At 69.7% G+C, this 16,435-nt stretch carries 17 protein-coding genes, 1 tRNA gene and 1 pseudogene; 12 read left to right on the forward strand and 7 right to left on the reverse strand.

What is annotated here, in order from left to right:
* Window positions 1–14 precede the first annotated feature (14 nt).
* The 3 genes and pseudogenes from rnd to Q0938_RS11940 form a co-directional block, all read right to left on the reverse strand.
* On the reverse strand, window positions 15–1,184 hold the full coding sequence (gene rnd, locus Q0938_RS11930) for a ribonuclease D (protein WP_299362840.1): 1,170 nt from the start codon (window positions 1,182–1,184) through the stop codon (window positions 15–17).
* 167 nt (window positions 1,185–1,351) lie between these two features.
* Window positions 1,352–2,479 (reverse strand): tRNA guanosine(34) transglycosylase Tgt, encoded by a 1,128-nt coding sequence (gene tgt, locus Q0938_RS11935; RefSeq protein ID WP_299362548.1) that lies wholly within the window; start codon window positions 2,477–2,479, stop codon window positions 1,352–1,354.
* A gap of 152 nt (window positions 2,480–2,631) precedes the next feature.
* Window positions 2,632–3,387, reverse strand: a pseudogene (locus Q0938_RS11940) (GNAT family N-acyltransferase); the annotation flags it as partial.
* Between the two features lie 126 nt (window positions 3,388–3,513).
* Between Q0938_RS11940 and msrB the strand changes: the two are divergent.
* A complete protein-coding gene (msrB, locus tag Q0938_RS11945; RefSeq protein WP_299362550.1) occupies window positions 3,514–3,903 on the forward strand; it encodes a peptide-methionine (R)-S-oxide reductase MsrB in 390 nt (129 codons plus the stop codon).
* A 45-nt stretch (window positions 3,904–3,948) separates the two neighbouring features.
* On the opposite strand, the gene bamE is transcribed toward msrB, so the two are convergent.
* On the reverse strand, window positions 3,949–4,413 hold the full coding sequence (gene bamE, locus Q0938_RS11950; protein WP_299362552.1) for an outer membrane protein assembly factor BamE: 465 nt from the start codon (window positions 4,411–4,413) through the stop codon (window positions 3,949–3,951).
* Between the two features lie 247 nt (window positions 4,414–4,660).
* On the opposite strand from bamE, the gene Q0938_RS11955 reads away from it, so the two are divergent.
* Window positions 4,661–5,197: a DUF177 domain-containing protein gene (locus Q0938_RS11955; RefSeq protein WP_299362554.1), complete on the forward strand. Its 537-nt coding sequence runs from the start codon at window positions 4,661–4,663 to the stop codon at window positions 5,195–5,197.
* A gap of 154 nt (window positions 5,198–5,351) precedes the next feature.
* On the opposite strand, the gene Q0938_RS11960 is transcribed toward Q0938_RS11955, so the two are convergent.
* Entirely contained in the window at window positions 5,352–6,620 is a 1,269-nt protein-coding gene (locus Q0938_RS11960; protein WP_299362557.1) for a cation:proton antiporter, read from the reverse strand.
* A 218-nt stretch (window positions 6,621–6,838) separates the two neighbouring features.
* On the opposite strand from Q0938_RS11960, the gene rpmF reads away from it, so the two are divergent.
* From rpmF to Q0938_RS11975, 3 genes are read left to right on the forward strand one after another with little or no spacing between them, the layout of a single operon-like run.
* Window positions 6,839–7,042, forward strand: coding sequence for a 50S ribosomal protein L32 (gene rpmF, locus Q0938_RS11965; RefSeq protein WP_299362559.1), 204 nt, complete (start codon window positions 6,839–6,841; stop codon window positions 7,040–7,042).
* Window positions 7,043–7,097: 55 nt separating this feature from the next.
* A complete protein-coding gene (plsX, locus tag Q0938_RS11970) occupies window positions 7,098–8,228 on the forward strand; it encodes a phosphate acyltransferase PlsX (protein ID WP_299362561.1) in 1,131 nt (376 codons plus the stop codon).
* On the forward strand, window positions 8,225–9,241 hold the full coding sequence (locus Q0938_RS11975; RefSeq protein ID WP_299362564.1) for a beta-ketoacyl-ACP synthase III: 1,017 nt from the start codon (window positions 8,225–8,227) through the stop codon (window positions 9,239–9,241). Before plsX ends, Q0938_RS11975 begins: the two co-directional genes overlap by 4 nt.
* 42 nt (window positions 9,242–9,283) lie before the next feature.
* On the opposite strand, the gene Q0938_RS11980 is transcribed toward Q0938_RS11975, so the two are convergent.
* Entirely contained in the window at window positions 9,284–9,550 is a 267-nt protein-coding gene (locus Q0938_RS11980) for a DksA/TraR family C4-type zinc finger protein (RefSeq protein ID WP_299362566.1), read from the reverse strand.
* A 167-nt stretch (window positions 9,551–9,717) separates the two neighbouring features.
* Between Q0938_RS11980 and ihfA the strand changes: the two genes are divergently transcribed.
* The 7 genes from ihfA (at window position 9,718) to Q0938_RS12015 (ending at window position 16,177) form a co-directional block, all read left to right on the forward strand.
* Window positions 9,718–10,020: an integration host factor subunit alpha gene (gene ihfA / locus Q0938_RS11985; RefSeq protein ID WP_299362568.1), complete on the forward strand. Its 303-nt coding sequence runs from the start codon at window positions 9,718–9,720 to the stop codon at window positions 10,018–10,020.
* A gap of 2 nt (window positions 10,021–10,022) precedes the next feature.
* Window positions 10,023–10,610: a MerR family transcriptional regulator gene (locus Q0938_RS11990; protein WP_299362571.1), complete on the forward strand. Its 588-nt coding sequence runs from the start codon at window positions 10,023–10,025 to the stop codon at window positions 10,608–10,610.
* Between the two features lie 73 nt (window positions 10,611–10,683).
* Window positions 10,684–10,761: transfer RNA gene (locus Q0938_RS11995), tRNA-Pro, on the forward strand.
* Window positions 10,762–10,851: 90 nt separating this feature from the next.
* Window positions 10,852–11,931 carry a 2'-deoxycytidine 5'-triphosphate deaminase gene (locus Q0938_RS12000; protein WP_299362574.1) on the forward strand — a complete coding sequence of 360 codons (1,080 nt, stop codon included), beginning with the start codon at window positions 10,852–10,854 and terminating at the stop codon, window positions 11,929–11,931.
* A 136-nt stretch (window positions 11,932–12,067) separates the two neighbouring features.
* On the forward strand, window positions 12,068–12,718 hold the full coding sequence (locus Q0938_RS12005) for an ABC transporter ATP-binding protein (protein ID WP_299362577.1): 651 nt from the start codon (window positions 12,068–12,070) through the stop codon (window positions 12,716–12,718).
* 68 nt (window positions 12,719–12,786) lie between these two features.
* Window positions 12,787–15,144, forward strand: coding sequence for an FtsX-like permease family protein (locus Q0938_RS12010; protein ID WP_299362842.1), 2,358 nt, complete (start codon window positions 12,787–12,789; stop codon window positions 15,142–15,144).
* Complete coding sequence (locus Q0938_RS12015) at window positions 15,134–16,177, forward strand: lipocalin-like domain-containing protein (protein ID WP_299362579.1); 1,044 nt, start codon at window positions 15,134–15,136, stop codon at window positions 16,175–16,177. Before Q0938_RS12010 ends, Q0938_RS12015 begins: the two co-directional genes overlap by 11 nt.
* A 24-nt stretch (window positions 16,178–16,201) precedes the next feature.
* Here the strand turns inward: Q0938_RS12015 and Q0938_RS12020 are convergent, their stop codons facing one another.
* Window positions 16,202–16,420: a hypothetical protein gene (locus Q0938_RS12020; protein WP_299362581.1), complete on the reverse strand. Its 219-nt coding sequence runs from the start codon at window positions 16,418–16,420 to the stop codon at window positions 16,202–16,204.
* Between the last annotated feature and the right edge of the window lie 15 nt (window positions 16,421–16,435).

The raw sequence follows: 16,435 nt of genomic DNA on the forward strand, positions 1-16,435 counted from the left end.
GCGCTCCTCGGCGCTCAGCCGACCGTGACGACCTTGACCGCGCCACCATGCGCAGACAGCGCGATCCGCCCCTCGGCCAGGCGCAGCGCGTCGTTGCCGAACACCTCGGCCCGCCAGCCGGTCAGCGCCGGCACGTCGCGCGCGCCCGCGGCGATGGCGTCCAGATCGGCGGCCGAGGCGATCAGCTTGGCCGCCACTCCTTCCGCCTCGGACCGCGCCTTCAGCAGGACCCGCAGCAGATCCGACACCGCGGCATTGCCCGGCTTGCCGGCGACCTCGGGCGGCGGCACCGGCAGGTCGGTGCTCTCCATCCCCGCCCTGACCGCTTCCAGGATGCCCTGGGCGATGTCGCCGCGCCGCGCCTCGCGCAGCAGCAGCCGCGACCGGCCCAGATCCTCCTCGGTCAGCGGCTTGGTCGAGGCCAGCTCGATCAGCGCGTCGTCCTTCATCACCCGGCTGCGCGGCACGTCGCGGGCTTGCGCATAGCTTTCCCGGAACCGAGCCAGCTCGCGCACCACCGCCAGGAAGCGCGGCGAGTTCGACCGCGTGCGCACCCGCTCCCATGCCTCGTCGGGGCGGGTCACATAGGTGCGCGGGTCCAGCAGCACCGCCGCCTCTTCCGCGACCCAGCTTTCGCGCCCGGTCTTCTGCAGCTGCGCCGCCAGATATTCGTAGATGACCCGCAGATGGGTGACGTCGGCCAGCGCGTAGACGGCCTGCGCGTCCGACAGGGGCCGGCGCGACCAGTCGGTGAACCGCGACGACTTGTCCAGCGGCTGCCGGGCGATCTTCTTGACCAGCGTCTCGTAGCCGGCCTGTTCGCCGAACCCGCAGACCATCGCCGCCACCTGGGTGTCGAACAGCGGGTCGGGCAGCACCCCCGCGTCGTGGTAGAAGATCTCCAGGTCCTGACGCGCGGCGTGAAAGACCTTGACCGTCGCCTGGTGGCGGAACAGGTCGTACAGCGGCTCCAGCGACAGGCCGTCGGCCAGGGGATCGACCAGCACCGCGGGGCCGCCCGCCACTTTCGGGGTCGAGGCCGGCGGCAGCGCCATCTGGATCAGGCACAGCTTGGAGTAGTAGGTGCGCTCGCGCAGGAATTCCGTGTCCAGCGTCACGTAGGGGTGGGTCTGCGCCAGCTCGCAGAACGCGGCGAGATCCTGGGTGGTGGTGATCGTGCGGATGTCGGGGGTCGCCATGTCGGCCTTTCGCAGCGGCGTGTCGTTTGCCATTGCTCCTGCCCTTAATCGCAAAGCCGCTGCATCGCCACCCCGAACGGAAACCCCGTGATTACAGGTCGGTTCGCGCAGAACCCCGCCCGCCGCGCGACCGGGCGACAGGATTGCGGCCCTCACAACGGCTCCAGATCGCCCTGGGCCCGGCTCGCCTCGAACGCCGCGACCCAGTCGGCCAGCCCGCCGGCCGCGATCGCCGCGCGCATCCCGGCCATCAGGTCCTGGTAATAGCGCAGGTTGTGCCACGTCATCAGCATCGACGCGATGATCTCACCCGAGCGATAGACGTGGTGCAGATAGGCGCGGGAATAGCCGCTGCAGGCCGGGCAGCCGCAGTCGGGGTCCAGGGGGCGCGGATCGTCGGAGTGGCGGGCGTTCTTGATGTTGACCACGCCGCGAAGGGTGAAGGCCTGCCCGGTCCGCCCCGACCGCGACGGCAGCACGCAATCCATCATGTCCACGCCGCGCAGCACCGCGCCCACGATGTCGTCGGGCTTGCCGACCCCCATCAGATAGCGCGGCCGGTCGGCGGGCAGCAGCTCCACGGCATAGTCCAGCACCCCGAACATTGCCGCCTGCCCCTCACCCACCGCCAGCCCGCCCAGCGCATAGCCGTCGAACCCGATGGCCCGCAGCGCCGCGGCCGATTCCTCGCGCAGGTCACGTTCCACGCCGCCCTGCATGATCCCGAACAGCGCGTGTCCGGGGCGGTCGCCAAAGGCGTCGCGGGACCGCTGCGCCCAGCGCATCGACAGCCGCATCGCCTCGGCCTGGCGGTCGTGGGTGGCCGGCAGGGCCGGACATTCGTCGAACGCCATCACGATGTCCGATCCCAGCAGCCGCTGGATCTCCATGCTGGTTTCCGGCGACAGGACGTGGCGCGACCCGTCCACATGGCTGGCGAAGGTCACGCCGTCCTCGGTCACCTTGCGCAGATCGGCCAGGCTCATCACCTGAAAACCGCCCGAATCGGTCAGGATCGGCCGGTCCCAGTTCATGAACCGGTGCAGCCCGCCCAGCCGCGCGATCCGCTCGGCCCCGGGCCGCAGCATCAGGTGATAGGTGTTGCCCAGCAGGATGTCGGCGCCGGTCGCGCGCACCGATTCCGGCAGCATCGCCTTGACCGTCGCCGCCGTGCCGACCGGCATGAAGGCGGGGGTGCGGATCTCGCCCCGCGGGGTGCGGATCACGCCGGTCCGGGCACGCCCGTCGGTCGCGCTCACGTCGAAGGAAAAGCCGGTCATCGGGTCCGTGGATTGCGTCAGCCGTGCAGGAACGCCGCTTCTATCGGCGCGTCATCGCGGCCGCAACGTCCCGCGGCGGCCGTCACCTCCGCCGTCACCGCCGCCGTCACCTCCGGCGGTCGCGCCAGGATCGGTCCCGCGTCGATACCGCCTGCGCGCAGCAGCCGGGCGCGGCCCGGCGGGATGGACCGGACCTCGACCCCGGTGAACACGTGCAGGGTGTTCATCTGGCGATCCACCACCGCATGGTCGCTGACCCAGCCGCCCATCAGCAGATAGGACCGCAGCAGCGGCGGCATCTCGGCCATCGCCGCCCGCGCGTCGGGGGCGCGGCGGCGCAGCAGCCGCGCAAAGCGGAACACGTCGGGCGCCTTGACCCGCGGCAGCCAGCGGCGCGGCGCCAGGTGCCGGGCCCGCAGCATCGCAAAGGCATCCTGATAGCCGGCCACGTCGGTCCCGGTGAAAGAGGTGCAGCCGAACAGCATCTCGGCGCCGCGATCGTCCACGATCCGGGCCAACGCCGCCCAGGCTTCGCGCAGGATGGCCGGATCGACGACATCGGGGTGGACGCAGAACCGGCCCACCTCGATCATCGGCCCGGCGAACCGGCGCAACGCCGACAGGTGATAGTAGCGGGCCGAATAGCTGCGCCCGATCTCGGCGCCGCTGGCCAGGGGCAGGATCCGGAAACAGCCGACCAGCGCGCCGCTGCGCGTGTCCTCGATCAACAGGTGGCTGCAGATCGCATCGTGGTCATCCCTCTCCAGCCGCTCCGACCCCGGCAGGTCGTCCGCAAGACAGGCGGGGTGGCCGACAAAGGCACGCAAGCGCAGCCGCTGGGCTGCCCGCAGATCGTCCTCGGTCGTGGCCAGGCGGACTCGATATCGACCGGTCGGCATCGCCCGCATGGTGGTCTGTTCCCCTGCCCCGGACCGCGTCCGACATGGAACCCGGCCTGCGCACCCGACTGTGGACATCTTGTCGCCGCCTGCACCAGCCCTATGTTGTGACGTCAACAGTACAGCAGGTGCCCGATGTCAGAAAAGCTTGTCCGCACGGATGCCGAGTGGCGCGACCTTCTCGACGCCGAAACCTATCGCGTCACGCGACAGGCCGGGACCGAACGCCCGTTCTCGCATCCGGGCTTCCCGAACGGGCCGGGGCACTATGTCTGCGCCTGCTGCGGGGAAAAGCTGTTCGACGGCGACCAGAAATTCGAAAGCCATTGCGGCTGGCCCAGCTTCTCGGCCCCCGGCGGGGCGATCGACGAACATCGCGACGCGAGCCACGGCATGGTCCGGACCGAGGTCACCTGCCATCGCTGCGACGCGCATCTGGGCCATGTCTTTCCCGACGGCCCGCCGCCCACCGGGCTGCGCTACTGCATCAACGGCGTGTCGCTGCGCTTCGTCCCCGAGGGCTGACCCGCCGCGACGCCACGGCGCCCGACGCGCGGGTGCCCGCAGCGGTTATTCCTGGTCGATGAACCCGCCCGGGTCGAACTGGCCGATATTGCGCAGCAGCTGCCCGATGAGGTTCGAACCCTGGACGCCGGTGTCCGTCACCCGGCGCGACAGGGTCACGACACGCCCGCGTTCCAGCCCGAACCGCTCGACATTCGCCACCAGACCCGACGGATCGAAGCTGATCGCGACGACCTCGCGCCGGATCTCGCGCGGGGCGCGGGCGCCGTAATGCTCCCAGCGCGACCCGACATAGTACCATCCGGAACCGGTCAGCACGCCCTGGGCGCTCGGCCGTCCGATCAGCCCCTCAAGATCGTCCCGGGTGGTCTGCCCGACCACGACCTGGACCAGCTCGTCATCCGACGGAACGTAGCCGTGGTTGCGGTAAATCGGGGTGCAGCCCGCCAGCACGGCGCTTGCAGGCACGGCCAGCGCCCCCAGGATCAGCCGTCGGCGTGTCGTCGTCATCCGGTTCCTCGTCCCACGTCGCTGCAACGGTGTCGCTGCAACGGTCCTGTCACGGCGCCGCGCCCAGGCGCTGCCGCGTCGCAGCATCGTGTTGACTGCGCCCCGCACGCTTAGCAAACTCGGCGGGTTGCCTCAAGGAACTCGCTTGCGCGGCGGTGCGGGGTCTTCGGAATGCCGCCGCGCCGCCCTGCGGGCCCGCCAGACAGCTGCCAGACAGACAGGCGGCCTGCCCGCCGGAAAGGACCCCATGTCCGTGACCACCGCCTTTTCCCACCGCCTGCGCGTGGCCCATCTGAACGGGCGCGGCCCGACCGACCTGACGCTGGAACCCGACGCGGCGCAGCGTGCGGCCATCGCGGCACAGCTGCAGATCCAGGCGCTGCCGCAGCTGCGGATGACGGCCCGGCTGGCGCCCGCCCCACAGGACGCCTGGGAGTTGCAGGGCCGGTTGCAGGCCCGCGTCGTGCAGCCCTGCGTGGTCACGTTGGACCCCGTCGAGACGGCGCTGGACGAACCCGTGCACCGCGTCTTTTCCCCGCATGCGGCCGACCCCGCGGCCGAGGATGTCGAAATGCCCGATCCCGACATCGAACCGCTGGACCAGACCATCGACGTGGGTGCGGTCATGGTCGAGGCGCTGGCGCTGGCCCTGCCGGAATATCCGCGGGCCCCCGGCGCCGATCTCGACGCGGTGACGGGCGATCAGGGCGGCGACGAGGCGGACGACACCCGCCGCCCCTTTGCCGGGCTGGCCGACCTGCTGGCCCGCAAGCCCGACAGCTGATCCGTCTGCTGATCCGTCCGGGCGGAGACCGGGGCCGCGGCACCGCCGTCAGCCGGTCAGCCCCCGCGGGGTGAGAACGATGCATGAAAACTGCATGAACCATGCGTGAACATCACATGAAAATTGCAGGCGTCGCGGCGGCGCTGCGGCCGCATCAACTCGGCCGGTTCTTGCCGGTCAGCCGGTCCATGATCGCGGGCGCCGTCAGCCCGTGCAGCACCACCGAAACCGCCACGATCAGCGCCGTGACGCCCCACAGGATCTGTCCCGTCTCGATGGAAAAGGGCCCGTGGGAAAGGCCATAGGCAAGGTAGTAGAACCCGCCAACCCCCCGGATTCCCAGCACCGACACTGCAAACCGTTCGTCCCGCGGCATCCCGTTCCCGATCAGTCCGATCCACCCGGCGACCGGACGGATCACCGCCAGGAACAGCCCCACGACGACCAGCCCCGGCGTGCGGATCGGGATCAGCAACCCCTGCGCCAGCGCCACGCCGGTCGCGAAGATCACCCCGATCAGGAACAGCTGTTCGACCTGTTCCACGAAATGGTGCAGCTCGACATGAAACTTGTGATTGCGCTCGTAGCGCCGGAACGTCAGCGCCGCGACAAAGACCGACAGGAAACCATAGCCGTTCGCCACCTCGCCCAGGCTGTAGGACACGAAGGTCAGCCCGATGGCCAGGAACGCATCGGCGATCCCGTTGGGCGGCGCCACCCGGAAGGCCAGCCACGCAATGCCACGTCCCACCAGCCAACCCACTGCCGTGCCCGCCACGATCTTCCACGCCACGTCGATCACAAGCCAGTTCCGGATCACCTCGTCGCTGAACCGGCCCTCGTCACCGGGGGCACCGCTGCTGCCCGACATCGCGGCCGCCGCCGCCAGTGCCAGGTAGATGAACGGAAAGGCCAGCCCGTCGTTCAGCCCCGCCTCCGACGTCAGGGCAAAGCGTGCCTCGGCTTCCTCCTCCTCGCCCGGCGGGCCGACCTGCACGGACGAGGCCAGCACCGGGTCCGTCGGGGCGGTCGCGGCGGCCAGCAGCAGCGCGGCGGCCAGCGGCAACCCCAGGATCGACCAGCTGGCAAGCGTCATGGCCGCGATGCACAGCGGCATCGTGATCCCCAGCAGCCGCCATGTCGACCCCCAGCTGCGCAACCCCAGCGGCCGGTCGAGCTTCAGCCCGCACCCGGTCAGCGACAGGATGACCGCCATTTCCGTGACCCGCTGGATGACGGGCCCCTGCCCCAGGACGTCGATGCGCGGCACGTCGAACAGAAGCCCGGTGCCGATCCCGCCCAGCAGGCAGGCGATCGGCAGCGAGATGAGCATCGGCCATCGCAGCTTCTGCGTCACCGCCGGCATGATCGTGGCGCCCAGGATCCCGGCGCCCAGCAGCAGCAGGAAATGTTCGTAGCTCAAGGGGAACATTCCCGCTATTCTCCCGTCGGTCGGCCCGGCACTGCGCGGACCGGCGGCTGGGCTTCGGCCCGTCTGGCGCCCGCAAACCCTTCCCAGCGGGCCGGCGGGAAAGCCCTTGGGCCTTGCGGGTCCGATCGTTGTGCCGTATTGCCGCGGTTCGATCCGAAACACCAGCGGGGCCGGATCCGCGCGCCCCACATCATGATCAAAGGTACGAGATGGCCGTCCCACAGAACCGAGTCACGCGGTCCCGCCGCAACATGCGGCGCGCCCACGACTCGCTGTCCGCCGCGAACCCGAACGAATGTTCCAACTGCGGTGAGCTGAAGCGCCCCCACCACGTCTGCCCGTCCTGCGGACATTACGCGGACCGCGAAGTCGTGGCGCAGCCCACCGTCGACCTGGACGACGACGCGGCCTGATCCGATTCGATCAGCGACCATCGAGCACGGGACATCAGACTGGCGGCGGGTGAAGATGGCCACTTCCGGGCAGGCGGATTCGACTGACGGGGCGGCCGGTCCGGCCAACGTCGTGATTTCCGTCGACGCGATGGGGGGTGACAACGGTCCCGCGACGGTGGTGGCCGGCATCGCGAAAAGCGCCGAGAAGAACCCCGACATCCGCTTCATCGTCCACGGGCCGGAGCGCGAGCTGCGGCGCCTGATCGGCCGCCGCAGGGAACTGGCCGCCCGCTGCGACATCCGCCACGCCGACGGCGTGGTGACGATGCACGACAAGCCCAGCCAAGTGATCCGCAGCGCCCAGGACACGTCGATGTGGTCGGCCGTCGACTCGGTGCGCGCCGGCGAAGCCACGGTTGCGGTCAGCTGCGGCAATACCGGGGCGCTGATGGCGCTGTCGATGATGCGGCTGCGCAAGCTGCCGGGCGTCAACCGGCCGGCGATTGCCTGCCTGTGGCCGTCGCGCAATCCGCAGGGGTTCAACGTCCTGCTGGATTGCGGGGCCGACATCCGCGCGGACGCGCCCGACCTGCTGCAATACGCGATGATGGGCGCCAGCTATGCCCGCAACGGCCTGGGACTGGAACGCCCCCGGGTCGGCCTGCTGAATGTCGGCACCGAAGAGCACAAGGGCCGCGCCGAACTTAAGCTTGCCCATGACCTGATCGAGCCGGCCGCGGAGCATGGCGCGTTCGAGTATGTCGGGTTCGTCGAGGGCGGTGACATCATGGGGGCGCGCGTGGATGTGATCGTCACGGACGGCTTTACCGGCAACATCGCATTGAAGACCGGGGAAGGCACGGCCAAGCTGGTCGGAGACTTCCTCAAGCAGGCTTTCGCCAACTCCGTCATGTCCAAGTTCGCCGCCGTCCTTGCGATGACCTCGCTCAAGCGATTGCAGAAGCGCATCGATCCGCGCCGGGTCAATGGCGGCGTGTTCCTCGGGCTGAACGGAACCGTGGTCAAGTCGCACGGGTCGGCTGACGCCACGGGCGTGTCGGCAGCGATAAAGCTGGCCTTCCAGCTTGCCCAGTCAGGGTTCCACGACCGGCTGGCCGCACGGGTGGCGCAGGCCATGCGCGAGCAGAAACAGCCCGACGAAGCAGCCGCAAGCAGCAGCGCCGTCACCGGGGCCGCATCGTGACCGCGCCCGCCGCACCCTCCGGTCCAGGCCAAGCCGCGACCGTCCGCCGCTCGGTCATCCGCGGCACCGGCCACTACTTGCCCGAGCGGGTGGTTACGAACGATCACTTCACGGAGTCGCTGGACACCTCGGACGAATGGATCCGCGGTCGCACCGGGATCGAACGGCGCCATTTCGCGGCCGACGACCAGTGCACCAGCGATTTGGCCATCGCCGCGGCCCGCGCGGCGCTGACCTCGGCCGGGATGCAGCCGGACGATATCGACGCGATCGTTGTCGCCACCTCCACGCCGGATTTCACCTTTCCCGCGGTCGCCACCATGGTGCAGGCCGGGCTGGGAATGACCCGCGGCTTTGCCTTCGACGTCCAGGCGGTCTGCGCCGGCTTCGTCTTTGCCCTGGCGAACGCCGACGGCCTGATCCGGGCCGGCCAGGCCGACCGGGTGCTGGTGATCGGCGCGGAGACCTTCAGCCGGATCATGGACTGGACCGACCGCGGCACCTGTGTCCTGTTCGGCGACGGGGCCGGTGCGGTCGTGCTGGAAGCCGAGGACGGTGACGGCACCAGCGACGACCGGGGGATCCTTGCCACCGACCTGAACAGCGACGGGCGGTTGAAGGATCTGCTGCACGTGGACGGCGGCGTCAGTTCCACCGGCACTGCGGGACAGCTGCGGATGCAGGGCAATCTGGTGTTCCGGCATGCCGTCGAGAAACTGGCGGCAACCGCGCATCGTGCCCTGGACAAGGCCGGACTGTCCGCCGGTGATGTCGACTGGCTCGTCCCGCATCAGGCCAATCTGCGGATCATCACGGCCACTGCGCAGAAGATGCAGTTGCCACTGGACAAGGTCGTCCTGACCGTGGCCGATCATGGCAATACCTCGGCAGCCTCCATCCCCCTGGCCCTGTCCGTGGCGAACAGCCAGGGCCGCTTTGCCAAGGGCGACGTGATCGTAACCGAGGCGATCGGCGGCGGTCTGAGCTGGGGCAGCGTCGTCCTGCGCTGGTAGGCCCGGCACGGTCCACCGCACCGGATCGTCGTTCTGCCCGGATTACCTGAGCTGGCTGTCTTTCGAGGCGCGCCGGTTGATGCCGCCGGCGGGCTTCCACGCCCTGTCCCGGGCCGTCTGGCAGTCGATGCACAGCTTCACCCCGGGCAGGGCGACACGGCGCGGTTCGGGTATGAGCTCGCCGCATTCGGCGCAGTCGCGCAGGCTTTCGCCCGCCGGCTGTCTGCGCCGGGCGCGGGCCAGCGCCTCCTGCGTGCTCACCTCGATCTGTTCGTTCACGGCACCGTCCTGCGCCCAACCTCCGGCCATGATCTCGTCCTTTCCTTCCACCCTGCGCGGCGGTGAGTATAACATCGGTGGATGGCTTCCATGGAAATCACAATCAAATCAAGCAAAGCGGGGAACGATGCGGCACAGCCGCCGTTGACTTGCATTCCGCAAGACCCCACCCTGCCCGCATTCGAAAGGCACCGTTGATGAGCGACAAGACCGTCACCCGCATGGATCTCGCCGAAGCCGTGTTCCGCGACGTCGGGCTGTCGCGGCAGGAATCGGCGCAGATGGTCGAGAGCGTCCTCGATCACATCTCGAGCGCGCTGGTCCGGGGCGAACAGGTCAAGATCTCGTCCTTCGGCACGTTCTCCGTGCGCGACAAGAACGAAAGGATCGGGCGCAATCCCAAGACCGGGGAAGAGGTCCCGATCACGCCGCGGCGCGTGCTGTCGTTCCGCCCGTCGAACCTGATGAAGGACCGGGTGGCAGCGGGGAACAAGCGCTGACCATGCACAAGTCGCCTGACGCCTTCCGCTCGATCGGCGAGGTCGCCCAACTGATCGGCGTGGCCCCGCACGTCCTGCGCTACTGGGAGGCGCAGTTCGACGAACTGTCGCCTGTCAAGCGCGCCGACGGGCGACGCTATTATCGTCTGGACGACGTGCACTTGGCGGCAGGGCTGTGCGAGGTCCTGCGCGAGGACGGGCTGACCATCCGGGGTGCCAAGCGGCTGATCGCCGCTGATCGTGGCCACGGACTGCGCACCCGGGGGGCAGAGCGGCTCTCCGGCGTGCTGGGCCGTCACAAGGATGATCCGGACACCGCCCGACCGTCTGCAGCGGCCGCCGCGCCACGGGAAAACGCGGCGGCTATCTGCGCAAGCAAGTCCACCGGGACTCAAGGACCCGCCGGATCGGCCGGTCCCTCTACCGGCGCATCGCGGTCGAGCGAAACGAAAGATGATCGGGATTGGTCCGCATCCTGGCTGACGCGGCTGACGACCACGGCGAACCATCTGCGCAGCCGCACCGAGCCGCTGCCCGACGAGGCCGGCGCACTGGTCCATGCACTGCACGAGGCGTGTGCCGAAGCGTGACGGCACCCGAGGGCCGGTTTTTGAGGACCATGCTCTTGTGCTGTCAGACGCCTTGGCTCTATATGGCCGGCGTCGGGCCGTGGCGCAGTCTGGTTAGCGCGTCCGTCTGGGGGGCGGAAGGCCGCGAGTTCGAATCTCGCCGGCCCGACCATTTCGGAAACGCCCGCCCTGACAGGGCGGGCGTTCGTCACTGGGCTGATCGCGCGCCTCGGCCTGCAATCCGCCGCCACAAGGAGGCGTGATGGCCGGCGTCCTTCCCGATCGCGACCTGCGGCGACTGATCGCCGACGACCACATCACCGCCGACGACCCGATCGATCCCGATCAGGTGCAGCCTGCCAGCCTTGACCTGCGGCTGGGCAGCAGCGCCGCGCGGCTGCGTGCCTCGTTCCTGCCGGGAAAGGGACGGCGGGTGGCCGACCGGCTTTCGGATTTCGAGATGCACCGGATGGACCTGACCGACGGCGCGGTTCTCGAGAAGGGGTGCGTGTATCTGGTCCCCTTGGCCGAACGGGTCCGCCTGCCCGCGGGGGTCGAGGCGGTCGCGAATGCGAAGTCGTCGACCGGCCGTCTGGACCTGCTGACCCGGTTGATCACCGATGACGGGACCGAATTCGACCGCCTGCCCGATGGCTATGACGGCCCGCTGTTCGCCGAGATCTGCCCGCGCAGCTTCTCGGTGCTGGTGCGTCCGGGCATGCGGCTGAACCAGATGCGGCTGCGTGCCGGTCACGCGGTGCTGGACGATGCCGAACTGGCGGCGCTGCACGACCGGACTCCACTGGTCAGCGGCGGCGCGCCCGTGATCGACGGCGGCCTCGGGTTCTCGGTCGATCTGCAGCCGGCCTCGGGCGACCTCGTCGGCTACCGCGCCCGCCCCCATGCCGGCGTCGTCGATCTGGACCGCGTCGGGCATTATGACGCGCGCGAATTCTGGGACGAGCTGCGGACCTCTGATCGCCACCTGATCCTGGATCCCGGGGCGTTCTACATCCTCGTGAGCCGCGAAGCCGTGACCATCCCGCCCGATCATGCGGCCGAAATGTCGCCCTACCTGGCGATGGTGGGCGAGTTCCGGGTCCACTACGCCGGTTTCTTCGATCCGGGTTTCGGCTATGGAACCGCGGGCCAGGGCGCGCGGGGGGTGCTCGAGGTTCGCTGCCACGAGGCGCCGTTTGCGCTGGAACACGGCCAGATGATGGGCCGACTGCTGTACGAGCGGATGCAGGGGACGCCAGACCGGCTGTACGGTGCCGGCATCGCCTCCAACTACCAGGGACAGGGGCTGAAGCTCGCCAAGCAGTTCCGCACGCCCGGCTGATGAATCCCGACGATCCCTTGCTGCAGGATCCGGCCCTCGCCCCTCTGCGTCCGTGGGAGCGCTCGCCTTGAGCGACATCCGGTCCTCTGGCCCGCGCGCGCCTATCGATAGCGCCGGGGACCGGCCGGATATTGCCGTGTCCGCCGCGGATCTGGTGAAGTCGTTCCAGACCCCCGCGGGCGAGGTGCCGGTGCTGCGCGGCGTCGACCTGTCCCTGGTTCGGGGCGAAAGCGTCGCGATCACCGGCGAATCCGGCAGCGGGAAAAGCACGCTGCTGCATCTGATCGGGGGCCTGGATGTGGCGGACGCGGGTACGCTGACCGTACTGGGCACCGACCTGAGGCGGGCGGACGACCGAACTCGTGCGTCCCTGCGGCGGACCGGCGTGGGCATGATCTTTCAGCAGTTCAACCTGATCCCTTCGTTGACGGTGTCAGCCAATCTGGCGTTTCAGGCGCGTCTGGCCGTGCGGTACGACCCTGGCCGGGTGGCCCGACTGGCCGCGGATCTGGGACTGGCCGCACTGATGGACCGCTATCCCGAACAGCTGTCGGGCGGGCAGCAGCAGCGGGTGGCGATCGGACGCGCGCTCGCCGCAAATCCGCCGCTGGTGCTGGCGGACGAACCCACCGGTAACCTGGACGAGGAGACCGGCGACGCGGTTGCCGGGCTGCTGCTGTCCCTGGTGCGGCAGCAGGGGACGACGCTGGCGCTGGTGACCCATTCGCCCCGGCTGGCCGGATTGTGCGACCGGCGGGTGCACCTGCGGGCAGGGCGGCTGGCGTGATCGGGCGCGCGCGCCTGGTGCTGTGGGCGCTGCTGTCACACTGGCGCCGGCATCCGCTGCAACTCGCCATGTTGCTGTCGGGATTGATGCTGGCGACCGCCCTGTGGTCCGGCGTCCAGGCCGTCAACGCCGAGGCGCGGGCCAGCTATGCCGCCGCGTCCGACCGCCTCGGCGCTGGCAGCCTGTCCCGTCTGGAGCCTGCACCCGGACAGGCACTGACCACCGCCGACCACGTCGCGCTGCGCCGCGCCGGGTGGCTGGTGTCCCCGGTCGTCGAAGGGCGCCTGAGGGCCGGGTCCGCCCGCGTCGCGGTGCTGGGCATCGAGCCGCTGACGCGGATCGGCCTGACCCCCGAGGCCGACGGCCCGGGGCCGGATCCGACCGGCGATCTGCACGGCTTCATCACCGCGCCGGGAATCGGGTATTCCGACGCATCGACCGCGGCGATCCTCGAAGGTGTCGACCTTGGCGGACTGGTGCTCCGGGTCGATCCCGAAACCCCGCCGAACACGCTCATCGTGGATGTGGGCATCGCGCAGCGGCTGCTGGGCCTTGGCGATCAGCTGACCGCCCTGACTCTTGCGCCGGATCAGCCCGCCGGGCTGCCCGCCTTGGCGCGGATCGCCCCCGACCTGGTGGTCGTCGATCCGGGCCAGGGTGGAGCCGACCCGGCGGCGCTGACCGACAGCTTTCACCTGAATCTGACCGCATTCGCGCTTCTCAGCTTCATCGTCGGCCTGTTCATCACCCAGTCTGCCGTGGGCCTGGCCTTTGAACAGCGTCGCCCGATGGTGCGCACCCTGCGTGCCCTTGGCGTCCCGCGGTCCGAGGTTCTGGGCGTGATCGCGGCCGAACTCGTGCTGGCGGCATTGCTGGCCGGGGCGGCCGGGATCGTGCTGGGCTGGGTCATGGCCGCGGCGCTGATGCCCGGGGTGGCGGCAACGCTGGCAGGACTTTACGGCGCCGACGTCGCCGGAACGCTGGCGCTGCGCCCGGTCTGGATCCTGTCAGGGCTGGGCATGGCGCTGGCCGGAACGGCGCTGGCGGGGGCACAGGGGTTGATCCGGACCGCACGAATGCCGCTGCTGGCCGCAGGCCAGTCGACCGCCTGGGCGGATGCGACCAGCCGGTCGCTGCGGCGCCAGGCGGCCGCAGCCATGGTGCTCGCGTTGGGGGTGCCGCTGTGCCTTGTGATCGGCGGGCTGGTGGGGGGCTTTGCGGCGTTGGCCTGCGGGCTGCTCGCCGCGGCCCTGCTGCTGCCGGTGGCGCTGGACGGCGCACTGCGACTGGCGCGCCGCCGCGTCACCGGGGTGCTGGGGTCCTGGTTCGTCGCCGATACCCGGCAGCAGCTCGGGGGGCTGTCGCTCGCGTTGATGGCGCTGATGCTGGCGCTGGCGGCAAATATCGGGGTCGGTACGATGGTCGGCAGCTTTCGGGGCACGTTCACCGGCTGGCTGGACCAGCGGCTCGCCTCCGAACTCTACGTCACGGCGCGGACCGAGGATGAGGCAGCGGCGCTGCGCCGCTGGCTGGCGCCACGGGTCGATGCGATACTGCCGATCTGGAACGCGGACGCGCCGCTGATGGGGCAACCGGGCAAGGTGTACGGCGTGGCAGACCACCAAACCTATCGCGAGCACTGGCCACTGCTGTCAGCCCGGCCCGACGTCTGGGATGAGCTCGCGCAAGGTCGTGTCGTCCTGATCAACGAGCAGCTGGCACGACGGCATGATCTGACGCTGGGCGACGATCTGCAGCTCCCGGGCGGCGCCCTGCCGATCGCCGGGATCTATTCGGATTACGGCAATCCCAGCCCGCAGGCGATTGTCGGGCTGGACGACTTCACCCGCCGCTTTCCCGACACGCCGCGCCTGTACCAAGCCGTGCGGGTTGCGCCCGACCGGGCGGCACCCCTGGCCGAGGCGCTGCGGGACCGGTTCGACCTGCCAGCCAGCGCTGTCGTGGACCAGCATCAGGCCAAGCAGGTCTCGCTGCAGATCTTCGACCGCACCTTTGCGGTGACTGCGGCGCTGAATGTTCTGACCCTGGGCGTCGCCGGGATCGCGCTGCTGACCGGGCTGCTGACGCTCGCCTCGATGCGGCTGCCCCAGTTGGCACCCGTCTGGGCTGCGGGGCTGCCGCGCGCGCGGCTGGCACGTCTGGACCTGCTGCGGACCCTGCTGCTGGCCGCGGCGACGGCGATCTACGCGGTCCCGGTGGGGCTGGGCTTGGCATGGATGCTGCTGACCGTGGTCAATGTCGAGGCGTTCGGCTGGCGCCTGCCGATGCAGGTCGCACCCGGGCTGCTGGCGCGGCTGGGGCTGGCGGCGCTGCTGACGGCGTTGGCGGCGGGCGCCCTGCCGGCGTGGCGTCTGGCCAGGATCACCCCCAGCCGGTTGCTCAGGGTGTTTGCCGATGAGCGCTAGGTGGATCATCGCGGTGCTGCTGGTGGCGGCCCTGCCCGGATGGGCACAGAATCGGGGCTTTGCCGGTCTGGGCAGCGACAGCAGCGGGTTTGCGCTCGCCGATCCCGGGTATCGGTTCGACTTTCCGCGTGACCACGGTACCCACGACGCGTTCCGGATCGAATGGTGGTACCTGACGGCAAATCTGCGCGACGCTGCCGGGCGCGACTACGGCGCGCAATGGACCCTGTTCCGGTCTGCCCTTGCGCCCGACAAACCGTCCGACGGCTGGACCAGCCCGCAGCTATGGATGGCCCACGCCGCGGTCACCACGCCGGACGCGCATTACCTGGCGGAACGGTTCGCCCGCGACGGCATCGGCCAGGCCGGCGTCACGGCGGCCCCCTTCGATGCCACCATTGACGACTGGCGAATGCGGGCACGTCCCGGTTCGAGCGGACTCGAGGACCTCGAGATCACGGCGCGGGGCAATGATTTCGCGTATGAGCTGAGCGCAACTGCCGAGGGCCCGCTTGTCGCACATGGCGAGAACGGCTTCTCGACCAAGGGCGCTGCCGGGCAGGCCAGCCACTACTACAGCCAGCCCTTCTACAACGTCAGCGGACGGCTGGCCCTGCCGGAAGGCGAGGTGGAGGTGAGCGGGCAGGCGTGGCTGGACCGGGAATGGTCATCGCAACCGCTGGATCGCACCCAGACCGGATGGGACTGGATGGCCCTGCATCTGGATGACGGCCGCAAGCTGATGGCGGCGCGGGTCAGGGGCGCAACGCCGTTCGTGTTCGGCAGCCTGATCACGCCCGATGGGCAGGTGCAGACGCTGACCGACGACGACCTGTCTCTGCGACCCGGGTCGGCGAGCCCGCCCGTGTCATGGGCCGTCGCCGTTCCCGCCGCGGGGCTGGACCTGAGCATCGAGGCGGTGAATCCCGACAGCCGAATGACGACAACGGTACCCTATTGGGAAGGCCCGGTCCGGATCAGCGGATCGGACGCGGGCCGCGGGTATCTGGAGATGACGGGTTACGGACGCTGACCGCCCTGACCGAACTCTGCGGGTTCAGCGTCCCAGCCGCCTTGTGACCCGCGCCGCCTGACGTGCCCGCTTCACGGCCTTTCGCATGTCGGCGTCCCGCTTTGCCGCGGCGGGCGTCACCTTGCCTCGGGGCTGCGTCTTGGCTGCCCCGGACATGCGAGCCATGCCCTTGCGCACGCCCCAGTTCACCGCGCGCCGGGTCAGCATGCGCGCAATCATCGAGAAGATCTGACCGCCGATCATCCGCTGTCCTCCTGT

The sequence above is a fragment of the uncultured Paracoccus sp. genome (assembly GCF_947496875.1).
In the GTDB taxonomy this organism is placed as follows: domain Bacteria; phylum Pseudomonadota; class Alphaproteobacteria; order Rhodobacterales; family Rhodobacteraceae; genus Paracoccus.